The sequence below is a fragment of the Commensalibacter papalotli (ex Botero et al. 2024) genome (genome assembly GCF_947179115.1).
GTDB classification, from domain to species: domain Bacteria; phylum Pseudomonadota; class Alphaproteobacteria; order Acetobacterales; family Acetobacteraceae; genus Commensalibacter; species Commensalibacter papalotli.
The window spans coordinates 1-19,939 of sequence record NZ_CAMXCI010000002.1; the positions used below are offsets into that span (position 1 = coordinate 1).

Here is a 19,939-nt window from a genome sequence, read left to right on the forward strand (position 1 = left end):
TCCAAATGATGTTTCTTTTTGTAACCCTTCTGGTCCTTTTACTTGTGATCCACAGTCAAAACATCTTTCTGGTACCCGTTTCAATTTTACGACAGGGGTTTTCATTATTAACGAACTGCAATACCATTTGAACCCAGCACCAGCGGATAAAAAAAATGATAGTAAATCTTATGGCTACCCTGGAACTTATAAATTAGGCGCTTATTTTGATAGTGCTGGCTTTCCTGATCAAAGATATAATGCACAAAGATTATTATTAGCCGCATCAGATACAGATCAGACAAAATATATGCATAATAACAGCTGGTCTGTTTACGGAATCGCAGATCAAATGATTTGGCGTAACCATGATAAAAAACACTCTATAGGTTTGTTTGGGCGTATTCAAACCTCACCAGGAGATCGAAGCCCAGTTAACCTTGGTGGTGACGGAGGTATTGTTTATAAAGGTATTTTTGGCAGAGAAGACGATTCTCTTGGTTTAGGGTGGGGATTTGGTCGAATGAGTGACCGTGCAAGACAATATGACAGAGATTATCGCCGTTTAAATGACCCAACCTGGCGCATACGAAAAACTGAGCATCACATAGAGCTTGCCTGGCAAATCCAAGCAACTCCTTGGTGGGAAATAAAACCTGACTTTCAATATATTTTCAACCCTGGTGGAGGTTTAAATCTAGAGGAAGGATCATATAAACGTATCCAAAATGAAGCCGTTTTCGGATTAAGATCAACGATTAATTTTTAAACAAAATCTTCTATGTTTTTTCAGAAGAAGAATTTTTTATATATAAAAAATTACTTTATTTTAATAGACTACACCATCAGTAATTTTTTTTGTTTGTAAGAAATACAAAATTTCATAAAAAACCGTGCTTTTCAGTAAAAGAGCACGGTTTTTAACTTATAAATTAATATTTTACCTAAAAATTAATTCATCTTTGATTCAAGGCTGTCAGCTAACTGAGTAACCAATAAACAACATGAAGCTGCACCAGCATCTAGCACGCCTTTAGAGCGCTCACCTAAACGGCTAGCACGACCAATCTTAGCAACAAGATCCTTAGTTGAATCACGACCTTTGGCGGCGGCATTTTTCATAATAGTTAATGCTTCTTTAAAGCTTTTACCATCTTTGACAGCTTGTTCAAAACTTTCAACGGCAGGAAAAAGTGTATCAACCAAACATTTATCACCTTTTTGAGCTGGGCTGATATCTTGTAACTCACTTATTCCATTAGCCAACATAGCTTGAACATCTTCTTTGGTTAGCTCAGTTTTACCTTGAATGCTATCTGACCAACCCGTAAAGATACAGCCATATAAAGGCCCCATAGAACCACCAATTCCTTCCATTAAGGAATCACTTAGTTCTGCCAAAGCTTCAGATAATGTTAATTCTTTGCCATCAATACGTTTCTTACAAATATTGAATCCTTTAGCCATATTAATTCCATGATCTCCGTCCCCAATAGCACCATCGATCTCACTTAAGTAATCACGATTACTAACAATTACATTGATCAAATCATCAACAATATCAACACCATTTTTAATAACAACAACTTCAGACATTTTATTAACCTTGAACCATACCAAGAGAATGAACAGGAGCATCAACAAGTTTCTTCAACTCGTCATCTAGTTTCATCATAGAAAGCGTAACACCCATCATTTCAAGGGAGGTGAAATAATTTCCAACATAACTACGATGAACTTTTACGCCTTTTTCTTTTAAAATACGATCAACTTCAGCATAATAAATATAAAGTTCCATTGTAGGGGTCGCACCCAAACCAGAAACTAATACTACAACTTCAGAACCTGCTTCAAAAATACCTTCTTTTAAAATAGGCTCTAACATTGTATGAGCCATTTCTTTAGCAGGTTGTAATGGAACAACATTAATTCCTGGTTCGCCATGATGCCCAATTCCAACTTCCATCATACCGTTATCAATATTGAAGTTTGGATGACCCACAGCAGGAATAATACAAGAACTTAAGCCAACACCAATAGAACGACAATTATCAATTGCTTTTTGTGCTGCAGCAATAACACCGTCAAGATCATAGCCAGCCGCAGCAGCTGCACCGCCTACTTTCCACATGAGGATTTCGCCAGCAACACCGCGACGTTTCTCTCTTTCCGTAATCGGAGCAGAAGCAACATCATCATTTGCAACAACGGTTTTAACCGTAATACCAGCAGCAGCAGCTTTTTTAACTGCCATTTTAACATTCATGTTATCGCCAGCATAGTTTCCATAAAGACAGGCAACACCTGCACCACCATCAGACGCTTTCATTGCTTCAAGGAAAGCACCTGCTGTTGGTGAAGAAAAAATTTCACCAATAGCCACAGCATCGACCATGTTTTTACCAACGTAACCCAAGAATGCTGGTTCATGACCCGAACCACCCCCTGTTACAATCCCAACTTTTCCTTTTTGAGGGATGGTAGGGTATTTCAATACTCTTTCGTGATCTGTTTTTACAAAAAGCTCTGGATGAGCCGCAACATATCCCTCAATAGCATCTTCTACGACTAAATCTGGATTATTAATTATTCTATTTAACTTCATTTCATTCACTCTGGCTTAATTAACAGATATATGATCTTACTGAACTGTAAAACCACCATCAATGACTAAATTGGCACCGTTAATAATAGATGCCTCGCTGCTGGCAAGATAAACGGCTGCTGCTGCGATTTGTTCTGGTTCAGCAAAACGACGAGATGGGATTTTTGCTTTAAATTCATCCCCAATTTTTCCTGCCCATGCTTTTTTTCCAAGCTCGGTTAAAACAACAGTAGGAGAAATAGAATTCACATTAATATTTGATGGCCCCCATTCTAATGATAATACTTGGGTAAGACCAATAACTCCAGCTTTGCTCGCACAATATGCAATATGATTAGGCAATGCAACGACACCTGCCTGAGAAGCAAGATTGATAATAGAGCCATGTTTTTGTTTTAACATTACATTACCAACAGCTTGACATACCAAAAATGTTCCTTTTAAATTAATATTAAGTGTTGCATCCCACATTTCTTCACTGATATTTTCAGCTGCATCTAATAATGCAACCCCAGCACAATTAACCAAAATATCAATGCGACCATAATGATCAACAACCGCTTTGATTGCTTTGTTAATATGATCTTTACTTGTGACATCAGTTTGAATACCAATTGCTTTATCAGCACCAAAATCTTTGGCTATTTGCGCGATATTATCCGCACGATCTAACAACGCAACTTTAACACCTTTTTCAAGATATGCTTTGGCAATTTCATTACCAATTCCAGCACCACCACCCGTAATTACAGCATTTTTTCCAGATAAATCAAACATTTTTAAGACACTCCTTATTAAATATAAACGTAATCACAGCGCTTCTTTAATTGCCAATGATGCTTCGTGATCCACAGTATCTTTGCTGGGTTGTTTGACATTAACAAAAATCATCAAGACAGCCGCAACAAAATAAAGGCCAGTATAAATATAAATCACACCAGCATTATCAACATAATCAATAAATAAAGTTACGATGAAATAACCGAAGAAATAGCTCATTCCTGCACCAAAGTTAAGAATAGACATTGCAGCCCCTTTATCATTAGGTGCTAACATTGGCATAATTGCAGATAAAGGAACGAATGCAGCAAGGAAACAACCATATACACTTGCAATCAACGTAATGGTTAAAACAGAAGCATGCGATGTAATTGCGTAATAGAAAAGGAAAGTTGTAATACCACAACCAACACAACCAAACCACATCACAACATTACGCCACCCCAATTTATCTCCAATAATACCCCATAATAAGTTGAATATAACATTCACTGTCCATAACCAAAAAACAACTGATAACCAAACATGCTTGTCATAATGTTCAGCAATTAACAGGGCTGGAATAAATACAGGAAAACCATATGCTGCACTGGTATTAATCATACGAACAATACCACCCATTGCAACTTTTGGTTTTTTAACAAGAATAGTTAACCCATTTAATAAATATGAAAAAGAAGCATGATTAGATTTCGTACTTTTGCTATCTCCACCACTAAGAGCAAGCGCGATAACTGCACCCAAAGTAACGAAAATAAGTGCTGTCCACAAAAGATGTAAATGTTCCATGTGGAAAGTATTCAACATAAGATCTGAATATCCCGTTCCAATAACCGCAACACCACCTGAATACATAAACCAGAAAATTCCAACTGCAGAACCAAGTTTTTCAGCAGGAGCTTCATAAGCAACCCAAACTAAAAACCCATAAGCAAATAACGGATAAGCTAAACCACGAATAGCATAAGTAGGAATAATCCAGTATAAACTATGACTGGGCATCCCAAATACTAAAAATAAAAATGAACCAATATAAAATAAAATTAGCCCGATAAACATGACACGTCTGACGCCATAAATCTCTGCCATAACACCAGAAAACCAAGATGAAATCGCAACCATCAGTCCATAAACGGTATAAATCAGTCCTGTTTCCGCTTTGGTCATATGACCATATTGTTGTAAATATTCTGGCAGCCAGTTTAATTCTAAACCTTCACCTGCCATGAAAATCAAGACCCCAAAATAACCAAGCATTAATTTTGGTGAAACAAAAATTTTATTAATTATATTGCCCATACACTTTGACCTTTATCTGCAAAAGCCCAGCCATAAGCCAGGCTTTGCATCCACCAAAACAATTATTTTAAATTAGGATCCAAAACAACTTTTAACGATCCAACACCTTTTTTCATGATGTCAAAAGCTTCCATATATTTTTCTAGTGGGAAAACATGAGTAACCACACCTTCGGTTGGGAAGTCACCATTTTGAATACCTTTGATCGTCATCGGATAGCAATATGGGCCTAAGTGAGATCCCAATACGTCTAACTCTTTACGATCACTGATGATGCTCCAATCCACAGCAACAGGATCTTTAAACACAGAAAATTCAACGAAACGACCCAATTTACGGATCATTGCCAATCCTTGCTCTACCGATTTACCTGCACCAGTTGCCTCAATATAAATGTCACAACCATAACCTTCGGTCATATCTTTAATTTTTTGAACAACATCTTCTTTGGCTGGATTCATTACAATATCAGCACCGAATTGTTTCGCAATTGCAAGACGTTCTTCACTTAGATCAAGCACAACTAATTTATCAGGGCCTGACTTCTTAATCGCACCAATCATACCTAAACCAAGAGTTCCTGCGCCAGAAAGAACCACAAAATCTCCTAGTTTTACGTTAGCACGTTGCACAGCATGTAATGAACAAGCATAAGGCTCGATCAAAATAGCTTTTTTCATTGGAATATCATCAGGAACATGAAAGTTAATGGCCTCTTTAGGTAATTTGATATATTCAGCCATACCGCCATTAACATTATTTTGGAAGCCGTAAAGGTCATGTTTTTCACACATCCAATACTCACCGCGGTTACAAAAACGACAATCCCAACAAGGAACAATTTGTTCAGAAATAATACGATCATTTAACTTAAAGTCTTTGATACCTTCGCCATATGCGACAACATGACCAATAAATTCATGACCAGGTATCATTGGTGCTTTGATATAAGCGGGTTGTTTTTCATCCCCCCAAAAACTTGGAGCACCTTCAAACGATTTAACGTCACCAGCACAAATACCACATGCTTCGACTTTAACTAATATTTCATTAGGCCCGATTTCTGGTACAGGCACTTCTTCAAAACGATAATCATGAGGGGCATAAGCAACAATTGCACGCATTGTTTTAGGGATGTTGTCCAATTTAGCTACTGGGCCAATTTTACTTTCTGTCATCGCTATTACTCTTTCTTGAACGATTTTAACTTTAATTCCAACTTTGCATCATTGAGTAATTTAGTTTTTAATACAAATAAAATACATGTGATTTGACTTTTAAGACTATTGGAACAACAAGGGTAAATAGGAGATGTTTTCATTGACTTAAGATATTGATTACGTAAAATTCCTATATTTTCTATGTGTTATATTTAAATTCTTCGTGATAATTTTTGAAAACGCGTTTAAACATTTTAACTTGTTAAAACTTTTAACCTAAGGAAAAAAAAAATGTTACCTATTGCAATTGGTTGTGATGACGCTGCAGTTAGTTTAAAAAATACTTTGGTAGAATGGTTAGAATCTATCGGTATAAAAGTTGTAGATTACAGCACTGATGCAAGTCGTGAATCTAATTTATATCCTGATATTGCATGGTCTGTTGGACAAGCTATCAAAGAGGGCAAACATGAACGTGGAATTTTAGTCTGTGGAACAGGCATTGGCATGGCAATTACAGCGAATAAAATTCCTGGCATTCGTGCGGCACAATGCCATGATACATTTTCCGCCGAACGAGCAAGAAAAAGCAATAATGCACAAATTATTACATTAGGGGAAAGAGTTGTAGGTCCTGAATTAGCAAAAATGGTAGTTAAAGCATGGTTGGATTCTGAATTCTCTGGTGGTAGCTCTGCACCAAAAGTAGACCGTATTAATTATTACGAAAAAAAAGCAATATCTTCATAATTTAATTTTCTTCATAGTCAATCCTTAGCCATTCTTATTTAAGTTTAAGAATGGCTAAGATATTTTCATTATCAAGAATCTTCTTTTGCATAAAAAGAAAGCTGGCATCGTATATCATTACTATATGCCGCAATACGATGATATTGCTTTGGCTTGATCAAAGGGGGCTGTTGTAGAGTAGAGTATTTAATACGATTCGTAACAGTTCCATCCCCTAACATAAATTCCATTGTTAAATCGCCTGACAAGATCTGTAACTTAGCCCACGTTCCAGATTTAGTATTATGTCGATTTTTGAAGGCTTCTGGTAAGGTATCTGCTGTCCAAACAGAAAGCATTTTATAACATACTAAATTTTCATCTTGATTACTCATCATTAGCCCCTATTAAAAATGAATATCACGTCATTTTGACCACTATTTTCAAAAGAATAATTGTTCCTCTTTCTGAAAATGTTATAGTAAACTTAACAGATCTATACGATATATAAATCCGTTATTGTTCTTTTTAAAGAATATATAAATATCAAGACTATCCAGAAAGATTGTTGAACACGAAATAAACTATATACACATAGAGCTATGTTGAAAAATTAAATATAGTCAATTTGTTAGGGTAATAACCTAATAATTATCATAGGAGGCGGGAATGCATATTCTCAAACTTAAAAACTGGTTAAAAGTTTGTGCGATTAGTGCAGTAATGATTTTAATAAAACCAATGCTGGACGACCCCGAATTCTTGATTAATTTGTTTATGACTTGGGAATAATTGAAGTTAATTTACAAACATAGGCAAAACATAATGTATTACATAGTTTTAAAAGTTAAAATAAATTATGAAATAATTTGTGCATATATGTTTTGAAAGCAAGAATTATTTTACCATACATAACCACTATGAAAAATCTCTTAAATTTATTGAATATAAATAACTGATAAAACTAATTTTAAATATCGATTATCTTTTTGCTTGGAAATAATCACTTTTTTGTGATTGTTCAATAAATATAGATGGTGCTATCGCTAGAACATAGATATTTTTCTCTTCTTTTAGGAGGTTTTTATGGCAAAAGCTCTTGTTTTAGAAAGCAAAGGCAACCTAAGTATTCGTGACATTGATTTGCCCAGCCACGTTGGGCCTAATGATGTTAAAATCAAAATTAATACTGTTGGTGTATGTGGCAGTGATGTTCATTATTATACACATGGTAAAATTGGGCCTTTTGTTGTTAATGAACCTATGGTACTTGGTCATGAAGCTTCGGGAACAATTATTGAGATTGGTAAAAATGTTACCACTCTTAAAATTGGCGACCGTGTATGTATGGAACCTGGTATTCCCAATCCTTTGTCAAAAGCTGCAAAATTAGGCATATATAATGTTGATCCAGATGTATCTTTTTGGGCGACCCCTCCTATTCATGGATGTTTAACAGAAACTGTTGTTCATCCAGCCGCATTTACTTTTAAACTACCAGACAATGTTTCTTTTGAAGAAGGTGCTTTTGTAGAACCTTTTGCAATTGGTGTTCATGCTTGTGTTAAGGCTAAAATTAAACCTGGTGACATTTGTTTAGTTGTTGGGTGTGGACCTATTGGAATTTTAACCGCAATAGGCGCGCTCGCTTCTGGTGCTAGCAAAGTATTTATTTCAGACGTTGCAGCGCCTAAACTTGAAATTGCTGGACAGTATGAGGGAATTATCCCTGTTAATATTACTAAAGAATCTTTGGAAGATAAAATCACTGCTGAATGTGGTAAAGGTTGGGGTGTTGATGTGACTTTTGAAGCATCAGGCCACCCATCAGCATACGATACCGTTCTTGCTTGCACCAGACCTGGCGGAACCATTGTATTTGTTGGTATGCCTGTAGATAAAGTTCCTTTTGATTTCGTTACTGCACAAAGTAAAGAAATTCATATGGAAACAATATTCCGTTATGCACATGTTTATGATCGTGCAGTCAATTTGATTGCATCTGGAAAAGTAAACTTAAAACCACTTATGTCTGGTATTTACCCATTATCAAAAGCAATTGAAGCCTTTGAACGTGCAGCATCTGCACAACCAACTGATGTCAAGTTGATGATCAAAGTTGCTGAATAAGTAACTTTCTCTTTTGCTTCGATAAACAGCCCGTTATAATTTTATTATACGGGCTTTTTCCTCCCTTTTTACCCAATATTTTTTGTGGACATCACAAATGAGCAATTCCCAAGCAAAATCCCGTATGGTCATCGGCATGCCTGTTTCCCTTTTTTGGGGATATATTGCCGTTGCCCTATTTATGGCTGGAGATGGCTTTGAACAAAGTTTCTTGGCCCATTATATTCATCATGACTTAGGTGTGGCTGAAGATAAGGGCAGCTTAATCTTTTCTATTTATGGATTAACAGCAGCTATTTCCAGTTGGTTATCAGGGGTTTTTGCAGAAACCTTTGGTGCTAAAAGAATCATGGTTATCGGCGTGATCATGTGGATTGTTCTGCATGCTGCCTTTATGCAGTTTGGTATTGTTCCTCAAAACTATTATGCTATTTTTATTTTTTATGGACTTAGAGGATTTGCTTATCCTTTATTCTTTTATGGTTTCTTTTATTGGGTAGTCAAAGAAACACCTGATAATCAACTTGCATCTGCCGTAGGTTGGATTTGGTCAATGTTTACAATTGGCTATGGAATTATAGGATATGGTATTCCTTATTTCTTTGTTGAAAAGATGGGAGCTGAGTTTACTCTTTGGCAAGCATTAATTTGGGCTTCTGCTGGTGCTGCAATTACAATTTTCTTTTTAAAAACGCCACCAGAAAATAAAACTGAGGTTCAACACACAGTAAAGCCATCTCTTGGCGAACGAATGAGTGATATTGTCAGTGATTTAACACTTGTTTTCCGCAGTAGAGATCTGGCTATTGCATTAGTAATCAGAGCCATCTGTAACTTCTCTTTATTTGGTGTCTTAACAGTAGTATTACCAAACTTTATGACCGCAAATGATGGTGGACAATTTACCTTACATCAATGGCAATTAATCAGTATTTTCATTTATCCTTTGCAACCTTTTAGTAACGTTTTATGGGGCATTATCGGGGATCGTATTGGTTGGTTAAAGCAAATGCGCTGGGCGGGTTTTGTTGGATGTGGAACCGCGACAATTCTACTATACTATATCCCCACATTATTCCCAGGTAATATTTATGCCAGTATTGCCGCAATGCTTTTCTTTGCACTTACTATTACCTCCTTTGTTCCTATGGGAGCCATTTTTCCAATGTTAGCCCCTGAAAGAAAAGGCGCTGCTGTTTCTATTCAAAATCTTGGAGGAGGGCTTAGCCAATTCCTGGGTAATGCGTTGGTATCTGTCATTTACTTTATTGGTTTTGGTAATTATGGTGTTTTCATTATCTATGGGCTTTTATATTATTTTGCCGCCATATTGACCTATTTCATCCGTTTGAAACAACCGGGTATTGATTACAAAATGACTTAAAACTTAAAAGGTTATTTATAGAAATATAAATAACCTTTTTTAATGATAAATTTGAATATGATTAATTAAAAATCACACTTGAGTAATTTTACGATACAGATGATGATTATATTTGATTCTTTTTTGCTTTATAGGTAACAATAGCACCAATAATAAAGGGGTAGGAATATCTTTATGGAAAACACTAAAATCGTTGCTTGTATTGATCAATCTACCTATTCTGCCTATGTTACAGATTATGCAGCTTGGATTGCTAATTCAATAAAGCAACCCTTGGAATTGCTGCATATTGGCGATTGCCCTGTACCGTCAAGTCAGATTGATGTTAATAAAAAAACACCTCGTAGAGTGCTTTTAAACACTTATTATGAACGTGCTTTGGCAACAGGAATAGACCCTTCCCTTGTCGAGATTCACGAGGAATATGGATATTTTAAAGATAAAATTATTGAGTATGAAGCCAATATAGAATTACTAATTCTGGGTCGCCGTGGAGAAGACACGCAAAAACATCAAGAGATTATTGGAAATAGTTTAACACAAATTATCCGCACACTTCACAAGCCCATTTTGACAATTGCTGAAGAATTTAAAGCACCACAAAATAGCATGTTGGCTTTTAGTGGCAGTAATATTTCTAAACGTTTGGTTCAATATTTAGCAGAAAAAAAACTGTTTTCATCTATTCCGTTGTATTTGGTTATGTCAGGAAAGCAAACTGAAGGACGCCAAGAAGAGCTCAACTGGGCACATAAAACCTTAGAACAAGCTGGATATAAAGTGATTTCCTCTTTTATCTTAGGAGGGGGAAATATTGAAGATACTGTTATTCGTACCGTACAAGAACAATGTATTGATATTTTATTTATGGGTGCATTTGAAAATCACTCTTTATATAATATGATTTTTGGCAGTAAAACAGTTGATTTACTAAAATATTTAAATATTCCTATCCTTCATATGCATTAAAGCTATATTTATCATGTTGCGTATTACTTAATAAGCAAACCACTTCTATAGTAATTCGCAACATGTTTAATAAAATCTTCCATATCTTTATTCTCTTGAACCAAACGATTAATAGAACGCCAGTCTGGTTTTTCTTTAAAATGAGCAGGAATTAAAATACTGCTTTCTGACGGATTTTCTGTAATTAAATTAATCACACCAATCCCATGCAAAGAACATAACATCCGTAATTCTTCCTCTGTATCTTTCCCCTCAATAGCAGCACAAACTAAATATCCATAATTTGCCCAACTAGAGTTACTAACACTTTGAAAAAAATCCGCTCTGAGTGTTGACATTGTAATTGTCTTTTTTACTTCAAACGCCCAAAGATGCAGCATATCTCCACCCCCTGCTTGCACACAGCTTTGAACAAAATAATCCCATTGATCAGGGATAGGTTGCATTGCCACAATATCAGGATGTAACCATTTATTCGCATGCTTTCCTTTACTATTCTTAGATCTTTTTTCATCTAAACGTTTGGTAATTAATCCCATTTGCTCCAAATATTGACACAACAAAGAGTACATTTCTTTTTCAGATAATATTACCGTTTTTGATTGTAACTCCTCCTCTTGTTCTTCAACATCTTGTTCAGGAAGAGTAAATTCAACATCCGTTAAACCAAAAGAAAACCAATACTTCCTTGGTCTTGGCTGATTTTGGATTTCTATTACTGGATATTTCGACAGCATTGTTGTTGCACGAGATCCAATTTCAGCAACAATTTGATTTACGAAAGCCGCATCTGTCACAAATTTTTGGCGGCTATTTTGACGTTTCAACGTATAAAATTCAGGATATTGTGCAATTAATGCTTCGGCGATTTCTCTGGCCGTAAAACGTTGATTAGGATGTGATTTTAAGAAAGTAACAATTTTTCTAACCTGAGAAGAATTTTCCATACCTAAATCTCACCTAATTATTTACAGCTATATTTGTTGAACCATACTCATTTTTTTATCTTCAAGACAAGTAATAAAATTACTTATTTTACCAATCAAAGCTACCGTAAAAAAGAACAACAGCACCAATTTTTTATATCAAATATTAGAATACTTTTTTTGTTAAACCACCATCAATTACTAAATTCGACCCTGTAATAAATTCAGCTTGTTGGCTGGCCAAGAATAAAACACTGGACGCAACGCTTTCTGCTGTAACCATTTTACCCATAGGATTTTTCTTTAAGCACTTTTGGAAAAATTCTGGGTTTTCTGTTTCAATTTTATTCCAAATTCCACCTTTGAAATAAACATTCCCAGGGGAAACCATATTCACACGCACATTGTCATTTGCTAATCTCAACGCCAGAGATTTTCCGTAATGATTTAATGCGGCTTTTAATGAACCATAAGGTTCAGAGAACCCATCTATTTCAACCGCAGAAACCGTAGAAATAATAATAATATTTCCACTTTTCTGTTTAGTTAGATAAGGAACGGTCGCATTCATCAAAGCAATATTACCAAACAAATCAATATCAGCAGCTTTTTTCCAAGTTTCCAAGTCAGGACCAGAGGCAAGAGCGCTGACATTAGAAACAACAATATCAATACCGCCCATTTCTTTATGCGCTTGATCAATCCAAGTTTTGATTTGCTTAGGGTCAGATATATCAACGACTGCTCCACGTGCTTTGTTACCCAAAGCCGCAACCGCTTCATCAATTCCTTTTTGTTGGCGTGCGCAAATATAAACTTCGGCACCCTCAGCAATAAATTGTTGTGCAATCGCAAACCCAATGCCTTTGGATCCACCGCTAATAACTGTTTTTTTATTTTTTAAACCTAGATCCACAATAAATATCCTTACTTATTTATTTAAACACACAAAATAAAATATTTTCATTAAATACACTTTAAAAACAAAGCGTTTTTCTTTACAAATAATATAACTCAAGAAAAATAACTTTTCTATTTGTCATTTAAAGCTTTTATCAATGTTCACACCCATTCATGTTGCACAAACTTTACTGAAAATCCGTCAAAACAACCCTTTGATTCATAATATTACCAATATGGTTGTTATGCAGTTCACCGCGAATATATTACTATCGCTGGGGGCTTCTCCTGCAATGATTAATGCCAAGGAAGAAGTGCAAGAGTTTGTGCAGAAGGCCAAAGCATTGGTTATCAATCTTGGAACCATATCGGCTCCACAAGCCCAAGCCATATTACTTGCAGTTAAAACAGCATCTGAACATCAGATTCCATGGGTCATGGACCCTGTTGGTGTTGGGGCTTGTACATATCGTTCACAAATAGCTGTCGAACTCCTAAACTACCACCCTACGACTATTCGTGGCAATGCTTCAGAAATTATTGCTTTGTATCATTATTATACAAAACAAGTAACACATCATACTGGACATGGAGTGGATAGTAAAGACCAGCCTGAGCACGCTTTAGATGCCGCTAAAAAACTAGCATTATCCTGTCAAACCATAGTATCCATCAGTGGACAAACAGATTATATCACCAACGGTCATCAAACGATTCAAGTTAAAAATGGTCACGTCATGCTGACCAAAGTCACTGGTGTTGGATGTAGTGCTTCGGCCATTACCGCTGCCTGTTTGGCAATAGAGCCTGATGCGCTGGCGGCCTCTGCACATGCCATGGTTTTAATTGGCACAGCAGGGGATATCGCCATGAAACAAGCCAAAGGACCAGGAAGTTTGCAAATCGCTTTACTTGATACGCTTTATCTTTTAAATGAAGAGCAACTGCTACATTATGCAAAAATTCAACTCGCAAAAGAAGGCTAATCTTCTTTACATTCACAAAGCGGTCAAATGTTATTTAGCACCCAAGCATTTTTAATCTTATTTTTACCATTGGTTTTGATTGCTTTTTATAATTGTGTAAAAATCAAAATTTTAAGGCAGTTGGTGTTAATTTCAGCTTCATTACTCTTTTATGGAATATGGAACTGGCATTTTGTACCTTTTCTAGTTTTGCTTACTTTTGTCAACTGGATTATTGCCTGTCAATATGGCAAGAATATACAAAAAGGCTGGCTAACGGGTGGGGTAATTTTAAACCTTGCGATGTTGGGATTCTTTAAATACGCCAATTTCTTTGCTGAAAATATCGATGATCTCTTTGGTATTCACCATACCACTTGGAATATCATCATGCCTTTAGGGATTTCCTTTTTTGTTTTTCAAAAAATTTCCTATTTAGTCGACCTTAGGCGTGGCGATAAGCATATTTATAATCTTATTGATTTTTTTGAATTTGTTACTTTCTTTCCTCAACTGATTTCTGGTCCTATCGTTCGTCATAACGAAATTATTCCTCAGTTTGAAAAGAATCCTATTAATCCTCAACTGTGGGAAAATATCAGTAAAGGTCTTTGCTTAATCCTGATTGGTTTGGTCAAAAAAGCAGGAATTGCCGAGAGTATTGCCATGACCTGCAATCCTTTATTTGATCAGGCAGCTTCGGGGCAAATCTTGAACATGACCGAAGGGTGGGTTGCAGCGATCGCTTATAGTTTACAAATCTTTTTTGATTTTTCAGGCTATTCCGATATGGCAATTGGCACCGCATTATTATTCGGATTGCAACTTCCTTATAATTTCAATGCCCCCTATCAATCACATAATTTACAAGAATTCTGGCGGCGTTGGCATATGACTTTATCACGTTTCCTAAGAGATTATCTTTATATTCCATTAGGGGGAAACCGATGTGGTCCTATTCGACAAAGTGCTAATCTTATTACCACGATGTTACTTGCTGGATTATGGCATGGTGCTGGGTGGAGTTTTGTCGCATGGGGAGGTATGCACGGCATTGGATTAACTATCAACCATGCATGGAAAAAAGTAGTACCTTTCAGTTTCCCTCGACACATTTCATGGATTATTACACTATTATTCTTATCATTTAGTTGGGTGCTCTTTCGTGCAGAAAATTTTTCAACAGCGTCCCATATCTGGCAATCTATGATTGGTATGAATGGATTTGGTACCTATAATATCCGTCATAATATCGTCTTTTATCTTGCTATCCTACTCGTATTATTTTGTCCCTCTAGTCAGAATTTAATCAATAATTACTTACGCCCTTCTAAATGGATTGCCATTATCGGAGGTATTGCTTCGGCTTATTTTATTCTTTTGATTGGGGGACGCATTCCTGATGCCTTCATCTACTTCCGTTTTTAATTCTTGGCGAAAATTTGCTTTGTTTTTCTTAGGTTTTACAATAGGGCCTATCTTTTTAATCTGGTTATTTATCATTATCGTTGATCCATGGGGGATGTTACCCTTTTCTCCTCCATTTCATCGAATTCCAATCTCAACCAATGCAAGATATAGCTTTCCTGCACTAGCAATAAACCAGGAATTTGATTCCGCAATTATTGGCACCTCTACCAGTCGCCCTTTACAACCTCAAATTCTTGATAAAGCTTTTAATACACATTTCGTCAATTTATCCATGAATGCCTCTACACCATGGGAGCAAGAAAAGATTTATAATCTTTTTTTAATGCATCATTCCCATCCAAAAATGGTTATATTTAATACTGACAATATTTGGTGTTTTGGAGATCCAGAATATGCAAGCAGGCCTTTGCCTCTTTGGATGTATGAAGGCTCACCATGGATAGGCTATTTAAAAATGGCTAACCAATACGCGCTTCAAGAAGCAGCTAATCAATTTGCTTGGCTTATTGGTTTTAAAAAACAACGTTATGGGTCAGATGGATATACCCCTTTATTACCAGCATCTTTTGTTTACGATCCTCAAAAAGTCAATAAAACCTTTTCTGAATGGGTTCAAGCTGACAACTCTTTACCTAATGGGAGGACCCCTGTTCAGCCTGCTTTGCCCAGATTACAACATATGATCAATAAACTTCCCAAAGAAACTGCTAAAATCATTATTATCCCTCCTTTCTCTGAAGAGTTTTACGGAAATTCAGGTGGATGGACAGATGTTAGTTGGAAAGCATGTAAAGCAAATTTAGGCAATCTTGCCAAAAAAACACCCAATATGATCGCTATAGATTTTGCCTTACCCAATCATTTTACACAAAAACGCACCAGCTTTTGGGATCCTATCCATTATCGTGACTTTACTGCAGAAATGGTCATGAATGGAATTCTTCAAGCCGTTTTACATCACCAAGAGCTTCCTAATAATGAAAGCAAAATTTTGGGACAGAGCCAACCCTAGTGATTTAACGCATCCAGCATATCAGGGATAGAAATAATATGTGATCCCCATGCTGGTGGCTTATTTTCAGCTTCAGAATTACTGCGTGTAATCACGCATTCATAAGATAAATCTGCAACCATAGCAATTTGTCGATAACACCATCTTAACAATGTATGAGGCATTAATTCTATAATTTTTGTACCTGGCTTACAAAAAACTGTATTCGCAAGGCCTGCACCATGAGCACCAATAATATATTCTGCATGAGCAAATAATAAGGCCTGTTCATCAAATGATAAATATTCTAACTGAATAATTGCAAAACCATTTTGTTCTAAAAAAGAAACAAGTTCATCTTCATTATGCAACTTACGATTACAAGCTTCCCTGCGATCAATATAAAAACGTTTTGGAAAAGAAATACCCTCTGTGTATAACGAAGAGGAAATTTCTCGAAAAAAAGAAATCACACCAGAATGCGTATATCCAGCAAATACACTCACCGCTTTCCAAGGGAAAATGACTTTTTCCACCTCAAAGGACTGTCCCCATTGTACTCTGACAATATCAATATTCCGATCCCCAAAAACTTGGTTAATCGCAAGCTTAAATGCACGGGATTCAACATCTGTTAAATGATAAGGGATCAGAATGCCATCCATCATTTCCGCTTCTGAGGAATTAATTTGAAAAAGCTTTCCTATATTCATAATCAAACAATGATAATAATTATCTTGATTAGAAGATAATAAGGACAGCCAACACCCTAACAACTTTTTTTTAGGTTTTAAAATCGCAATCTCTCTTTGTTTATTGGCGTATTTAAACAAGTCCAAGGCTGATTGCGCATGGTCAAAACTGTCCGCAACCATCCGTCCACTTTTCGTTTGCAATAGTCCGCTTTCAGAACTAATAACAGCATCTTTAAACAAAAAATTATAAGCGATATGTTTGCAGGGAAATTCGTTATCCCACTCATCTGGTAGCGAAAATTGTTGTAAACGACGATATGAAAACGAAAAATCTGGTTTTACCCATTCTTTATCATCATGAATTTCTCTGATCACTGTCACCTCTGAATCAAAATGAGGTGGATTCAATCGAAATATAGGTGAAAAAGGCAAGTAATCAGTCATATCATCGTCCAAAATTTAAATCCTAAATCAGACCTTCAGCTTTAAACGCTGCAATGACGCCTGAATCTTTTTCCATTCTCTCTTCAAATTTTTGCAAATTTGTCAAAGCCGATAAATCTATTTTCAAACGTTTCGCCCACGTTAATGTCATGAATAAATAAGGGTCAGCAACACTGCGAAAACCTGCAATCCACTCTTTACCATTTAATTGATCGTTCGCTTGTGTATATAATTTTTGTAAACGTGTACGTGCACCTTTATCCAAAGCAGCGATCACCGTCTCGTCAGAACTATATTTTTTTCCACCAAAAATCAGCGCAAAAGCAGGATGCACATCAGCATTTACAAATGCAAGCCAGCGCAGAGCTTCAGCTTTTTGTTTTAAACTGCCATCTCCTAATAATTTAGCTTCAGGAAAAGATTCCGCAATATAGCTTAAAATAGCAACATTTTGCGTTAAAACAAAATCTCCATCAACCAGAACGGGAATTTGCCCCATAGGATTCAACTTTAAAAATTCTGGATCTTGTAACAGTTCTGGGGTAACATTTTCAGCTTCAAATTTTGCTTTAGCCCAATATAAAGCAATATGACCAGAAGTAGAACATGCACCAGGTTTGGTATATAATTTCATTATCAGTTTTTCCTTTTTAAAAAAAGCCATCCCATCACTATAAAAAGGAATCTAACGGATTAACAAGTCATTTTTCTTGGAAAACGAACGCTTCATCAAAAATACACCTAAACCCGCAGAGGCTATAAATAAAATCGCACTCATAACAATTTGCCCTATATGGCCAATTCTGACCCCACCACCAAGCAACACGAAAACAATCGTTTGTGGCATACTTCCTAAAAAAGTTGCCCCTAAAAAAGGAAGCCAACCAATTCCAACTACACCCGCAGTAGTATTTAAAACAACAGACGAGCCAATAGGCATTAAACGACACATAAGCACCGCATTAAATGGGTTTTTACGAATAAAATTATTTATTTTTTTTAATTTAGAATGTGCCAAATATTTTGCGCCCCAATCTTTACCCAGCCACAAAGCCCAACTGTATGTTGTTATCGCCCCCACAATCGTAGCAATCGTAGCATATAAAAAACCCAGCCAAAATCCATAGACAACCCCAGCTGTTAAGCACACAACTTGCCGTGGAAACCCTATTGCACACATCAAAATCGCAATCAGCAAGAATATAATCTGTCCCTTGGCACCTCTTTGCAGCATATGATGGTCACTAAGAAAAAAATCCAACCCATGAAAATATCGTGCAAAAAAAGCAACCAGAGCAATTCCAACCACCATTAATACAGGTTTATAAAATTGTTTGATCAATGAAAGCTGTTTTGTTGACTGTAATTGACTATTCATGACCTATCTTTAAATTATTATTTAAAAAAGCTCGACTTGCTAAAAATTGTTTATAAGACTAAAAATCAAATAAGGATATTTTTTTATATAAACGATCTCTTATAACCCTTATGAAGATAATTCTCTAGCCATGCAATACAATAAATCCATATCAAACTGGTTATTTTTTATTTGTTTCATGCTGCTTTGCATGATTGCCCTTGGAGGATATACCCGTCTTACAGGATCAGGATTATCCATCATGGATTGGAAACCTGTTACGGGGATGTTGCCTCCATTAAGCCATTCTGAATGGGTAAGGCAATTTGAGCTCTATAAAACCATTCCGCAATATCAAATCCTAAATAATGGTTTTGGTCTAGATGGATTTAAACAGATTTTTTGGGCAGAATGGAGCCACCGTTTCCTGGGTAGGCTCATTGGATTTGTTATTCTTATCCCTTTGATTTACTTTATTATCAAAGGTGCAATCACTAAAAAACTAGCTCTATTAATGTGTCTTTTCATTGTTTTGGGTGGATTACAAGGGGGAATTGGTTGGTTTATGGTGCATTCTGGATTTGAAGCAAATAGCACCGCCGTTGAACCCGTTCGACTTGTATTACATTTATCCTGTGCTATTGCGCTATATATCGCTATTTTATGGACAGGTTTAAACGTAAGAAATCCAGAACCAGACCAAAGTCTAGATAAAATTACAACAAAATCTATTCGAACCTTATTATGGATTGATATCGTTTTAATTTGCTTCACAATTGTTGCTGGTGGATTTACCGCTGGAACACATGCTGGGCATTCTTTTAATACATTTCCACTAATGAATGGCCATCTGGTTCCAACTGATTATGCCTCTCTATCTCCATTTTTAGTTAATTTTATAGAGAATATTGCGGCTATTCAATTTAATCATCGCCTATTGGCAACGATAACTGTGATCATGATCTTTGTAACTTTGTTTATTGGCCTAAAGTCAGGATCTTCAAAATCTATTAAAGACTCGATTATGATGATGGGTTGGGCGGTTCTTATTCAATATGCTTTGGGTGTTACAACATTATTACTGGTTGTGCCTGTATGGGCGGGAACTGTACATCAAGCATTTGCAGTTATTCTATTGACAACCTTAATTATCGCCCTACATCGAACACGAGTATCAAAACAAATCTCGGCCTAA

22 protein-coding genes are annotated in these 19,939 nt (G+C 36.1%); 10 read left to right on the forward strand and 12 right to left on the reverse strand.

Features of this window, described 5'->3' with window-relative positions:
* Positions 1 to 748 (forward strand): carbohydrate porin (locus tag QMN76_RS05245; protein WP_282065807.1); only part of this gene is annotated, 748 nt, incomplete at its 5' end.
* A 182-nt stretch (positions 749 to 930) separates the two neighbouring features.
* On the opposite strand, the gene dhaL is transcribed toward QMN76_RS05245, so the two are convergent.
* From dhaL to QMN76_RS05270, 5 genes are all read right to left on the reverse strand, one after another.
* Positions 931 to 1,575, reverse strand: a complete 645-nt coding sequence (dhaL, locus tag QMN76_RS05250) for a dihydroxyacetone kinase subunit DhaL (protein WP_034339993.1) — start codon at positions 1,573 to 1,575, stop codon at positions 931 to 933.
* 4 nt (positions 1,576 to 1,579) lie between these two features.
* The gene (locus tag QMN76_RS05255; RefSeq protein WP_282024277.1) at positions 1,580 to 2,584 is read right to left on the reverse strand and encodes a dihydroxyacetone kinase subunit DhaK; all 1,005 of its coding nucleotides are present in this window, start codon (positions 2,582 to 2,584) and stop codon (positions 1,580 to 1,582) included.
* 36 nt (positions 2,585 to 2,620) lie between these two features.
* A complete protein-coding gene (locus tag QMN76_RS05260) occupies positions 2,621 to 3,361 on the reverse strand; it encodes an SDR family oxidoreductase (protein WP_282024275.1) in 741 nt (246 codons plus the stop codon).
* A 33-nt stretch (positions 3,362 to 3,394) separates the two neighbouring features.
* Positions 3,395 to 4,663, reverse strand: a complete 1,269-nt coding sequence (locus QMN76_RS05265; RefSeq protein ID WP_282024273.1) for an MFS transporter — start codon at positions 4,661 to 4,663, stop codon at positions 3,395 to 3,397.
* A gap of 62 nt (positions 4,664 to 4,725) precedes the next feature.
* Complete coding sequence (locus QMN76_RS05270) at positions 4,726 to 5,841, reverse strand: MDR/zinc-dependent alcohol dehydrogenase-like family protein (protein WP_282024272.1); 1,116 nt, start codon at positions 5,839 to 5,841, stop codon at positions 4,726 to 4,728.
* Between the two features lie 273 nt (positions 5,842 to 6,114).
* Between QMN76_RS05270 and rpiB the strand changes: the two genes are divergently transcribed.
* On the forward strand, positions 6,115 to 6,573 hold the full coding sequence (gene rpiB / locus QMN76_RS05275) for a ribose 5-phosphate isomerase B (RefSeq protein ID WP_034339978.1): 459 nt from the start codon (positions 6,115 to 6,117) through the stop codon (positions 6,571 to 6,573).
* Positions 6,574 to 6,644: 71 nt separating this feature from the next.
* On the opposite strand, the gene QMN76_RS05280 is transcribed toward rpiB, so the two are convergent.
* Positions 6,645 to 6,947 carry a TehB family protein gene (locus QMN76_RS05280; RefSeq protein ID WP_282024271.1) on the reverse strand — a complete coding sequence of 101 codons (303 nt, stop codon included), beginning with the start codon at positions 6,945 to 6,947 and terminating at the stop codon, positions 6,645 to 6,647.
* Between the two features lie 274 nt (positions 6,948 to 7,221).
* Between QMN76_RS05280 and QMN76_RS05285 the strand changes: the two genes are divergently transcribed.
* The 4 genes from QMN76_RS05285 (at position 7,222) to QMN76_RS05300 (ending at position 11,035) form a co-directional block, all read left to right on the forward strand.
* Positions 7,222 to 7,344: a hypothetical protein gene (locus QMN76_RS05285; RefSeq protein WP_255343290.1), complete on the forward strand. Its 123-nt coding sequence runs from the start codon at positions 7,222 to 7,224 to the stop codon at positions 7,342 to 7,344.
* A 294-nt stretch (positions 7,345 to 7,638) separates the two neighbouring features.
* Positions 7,639 to 8,682 (forward strand): NAD(P)-dependent alcohol dehydrogenase, encoded by a 1,044-nt coding sequence (locus QMN76_RS05290; protein WP_282024270.1) that lies wholly within the window; start codon positions 7,639 to 7,641, stop codon positions 8,680 to 8,682.
* Between the two features lie 97 nt (positions 8,683 to 8,779).
* Positions 8,780 to 10,066: an MFS transporter gene (locus QMN76_RS05295; RefSeq protein WP_034339969.1), complete on the forward strand. Its 1,287-nt coding sequence runs from the start codon at positions 8,780 to 8,782 to the stop codon at positions 10,064 to 10,066.
* A 174-nt stretch (positions 10,067 to 10,240) separates the two neighbouring features.
* Positions 10,241 to 11,035 carry a universal stress protein gene (locus QMN76_RS05300; protein WP_034339966.1) on the forward strand — a complete coding sequence of 265 codons (795 nt, stop codon included), beginning with the start codon at positions 10,241 to 10,243 and terminating at the stop codon, positions 11,033 to 11,035.
* Between the two features lie 23 nt (positions 11,036 to 11,058).
* On the opposite strand, the gene QMN76_RS05305 is transcribed toward QMN76_RS05300, so the two are convergent.
* The gene (locus QMN76_RS05305; protein WP_282065808.1) at positions 11,059 to 11,982 is read right to left on the reverse strand and encodes a COG2958 family protein; all 924 of its coding nucleotides are present in this window, start codon (positions 11,980 to 11,982) and stop codon (positions 11,059 to 11,061) included.
* A gap of 145 nt (positions 11,983 to 12,127) precedes the next feature.
* Complete coding sequence (locus tag QMN76_RS05310) at positions 12,128 to 12,877, reverse strand: SDR family NAD(P)-dependent oxidoreductase (RefSeq protein WP_282065810.1); 750 nt, start codon at positions 12,875 to 12,877, stop codon at positions 12,128 to 12,130.
* A gap of 142 nt (positions 12,878 to 13,019) precedes the next feature.
* On the opposite strand from QMN76_RS05310, the gene thiM reads away from it, so the two are divergent.
* The 3 genes from thiM to QMN76_RS05325 are packed head-to-tail and all read left to right on the forward strand — an operon-like array spanning position 13,020 to position 16,269.
* Positions 13,020 to 13,847 carry a hydroxyethylthiazole kinase gene (thiM, locus tag QMN76_RS05315; RefSeq protein ID WP_282065812.1) on the forward strand — a complete coding sequence of 276 codons (828 nt, stop codon included), beginning with the start codon at positions 13,020 to 13,022 and terminating at the stop codon, positions 13,845 to 13,847.
* A 27-nt stretch (positions 13,848 to 13,874) separates the two neighbouring features.
* Positions 13,875 to 15,254, forward strand: coding sequence for an MBOAT family O-acyltransferase (locus QMN76_RS05320; RefSeq protein WP_282024266.1), 1,380 nt, complete (start codon positions 13,875 to 13,877; stop codon positions 15,252 to 15,254).
* Complete coding sequence (locus QMN76_RS05325) at positions 15,229 to 16,269, forward strand: hypothetical protein (RefSeq protein ID WP_034339951.1); 1,041 nt, start codon at positions 15,229 to 15,231, stop codon at positions 16,267 to 16,269. Before QMN76_RS05320 ends, QMN76_RS05325 begins: the two co-directional genes overlap by 26 nt.
* On the opposite strand, the gene QMN76_RS05330 is transcribed toward QMN76_RS05325, so the two are convergent.
* The 4 genes from QMN76_RS05330 to QMN76_RS05345 all read right to left on the reverse strand — a co-directional run bounded on the left by QMN76_RS05330 (position 16,266) and on the right by QMN76_RS05345 (position 19,008).
* A complete protein-coding gene (locus QMN76_RS05330; protein ID WP_152534198.1) occupies positions 16,266 to 17,387 on the reverse strand; it encodes a glycosyltransferase family 61 protein in 1,122 nt (373 codons plus the stop codon). The genes QMN76_RS05325 and QMN76_RS05330 overlap by 4 nt on opposite strands.
* A gap of 22 nt (positions 17,388 to 17,409) precedes the next feature.
* Positions 17,410 to 18,021, reverse strand: a complete 612-nt coding sequence (locus QMN76_RS05335; RefSeq protein WP_034339944.1) for a glutathione S-transferase family protein — start codon at positions 18,019 to 18,021, stop codon at positions 17,410 to 17,412.
* A gap of 51 nt (positions 18,022 to 18,072) precedes the next feature.
* A complete protein-coding gene (locus QMN76_RS05340) occupies positions 18,073 to 18,765 on the reverse strand; it encodes a TVP38/TMEM64 family protein (protein WP_282024262.1) in 693 nt (230 codons plus the stop codon).
* Positions 18,766 to 18,873: 108 nt separating this feature from the next.
* A complete protein-coding gene (locus tag QMN76_RS05345) occupies positions 18,874 to 19,008 on the reverse strand; it encodes a hypothetical protein (RefSeq protein WP_255343292.1) in 135 nt (44 codons plus the stop codon).
* Here QMN76_RS05345 and QMN76_RS05350 point away from each other — a divergent pair.
* The gene (locus tag QMN76_RS05350) at positions 18,944 to 19,939 is read left to right on the forward strand and encodes a COX15/CtaA family protein (RefSeq protein ID WP_235176848.1); all 996 of its coding nucleotides are present in this window, start codon (positions 18,944 to 18,946) and stop codon (positions 19,937 to 19,939) included. The genes QMN76_RS05345 and QMN76_RS05350 overlap by 65 nt on opposite strands.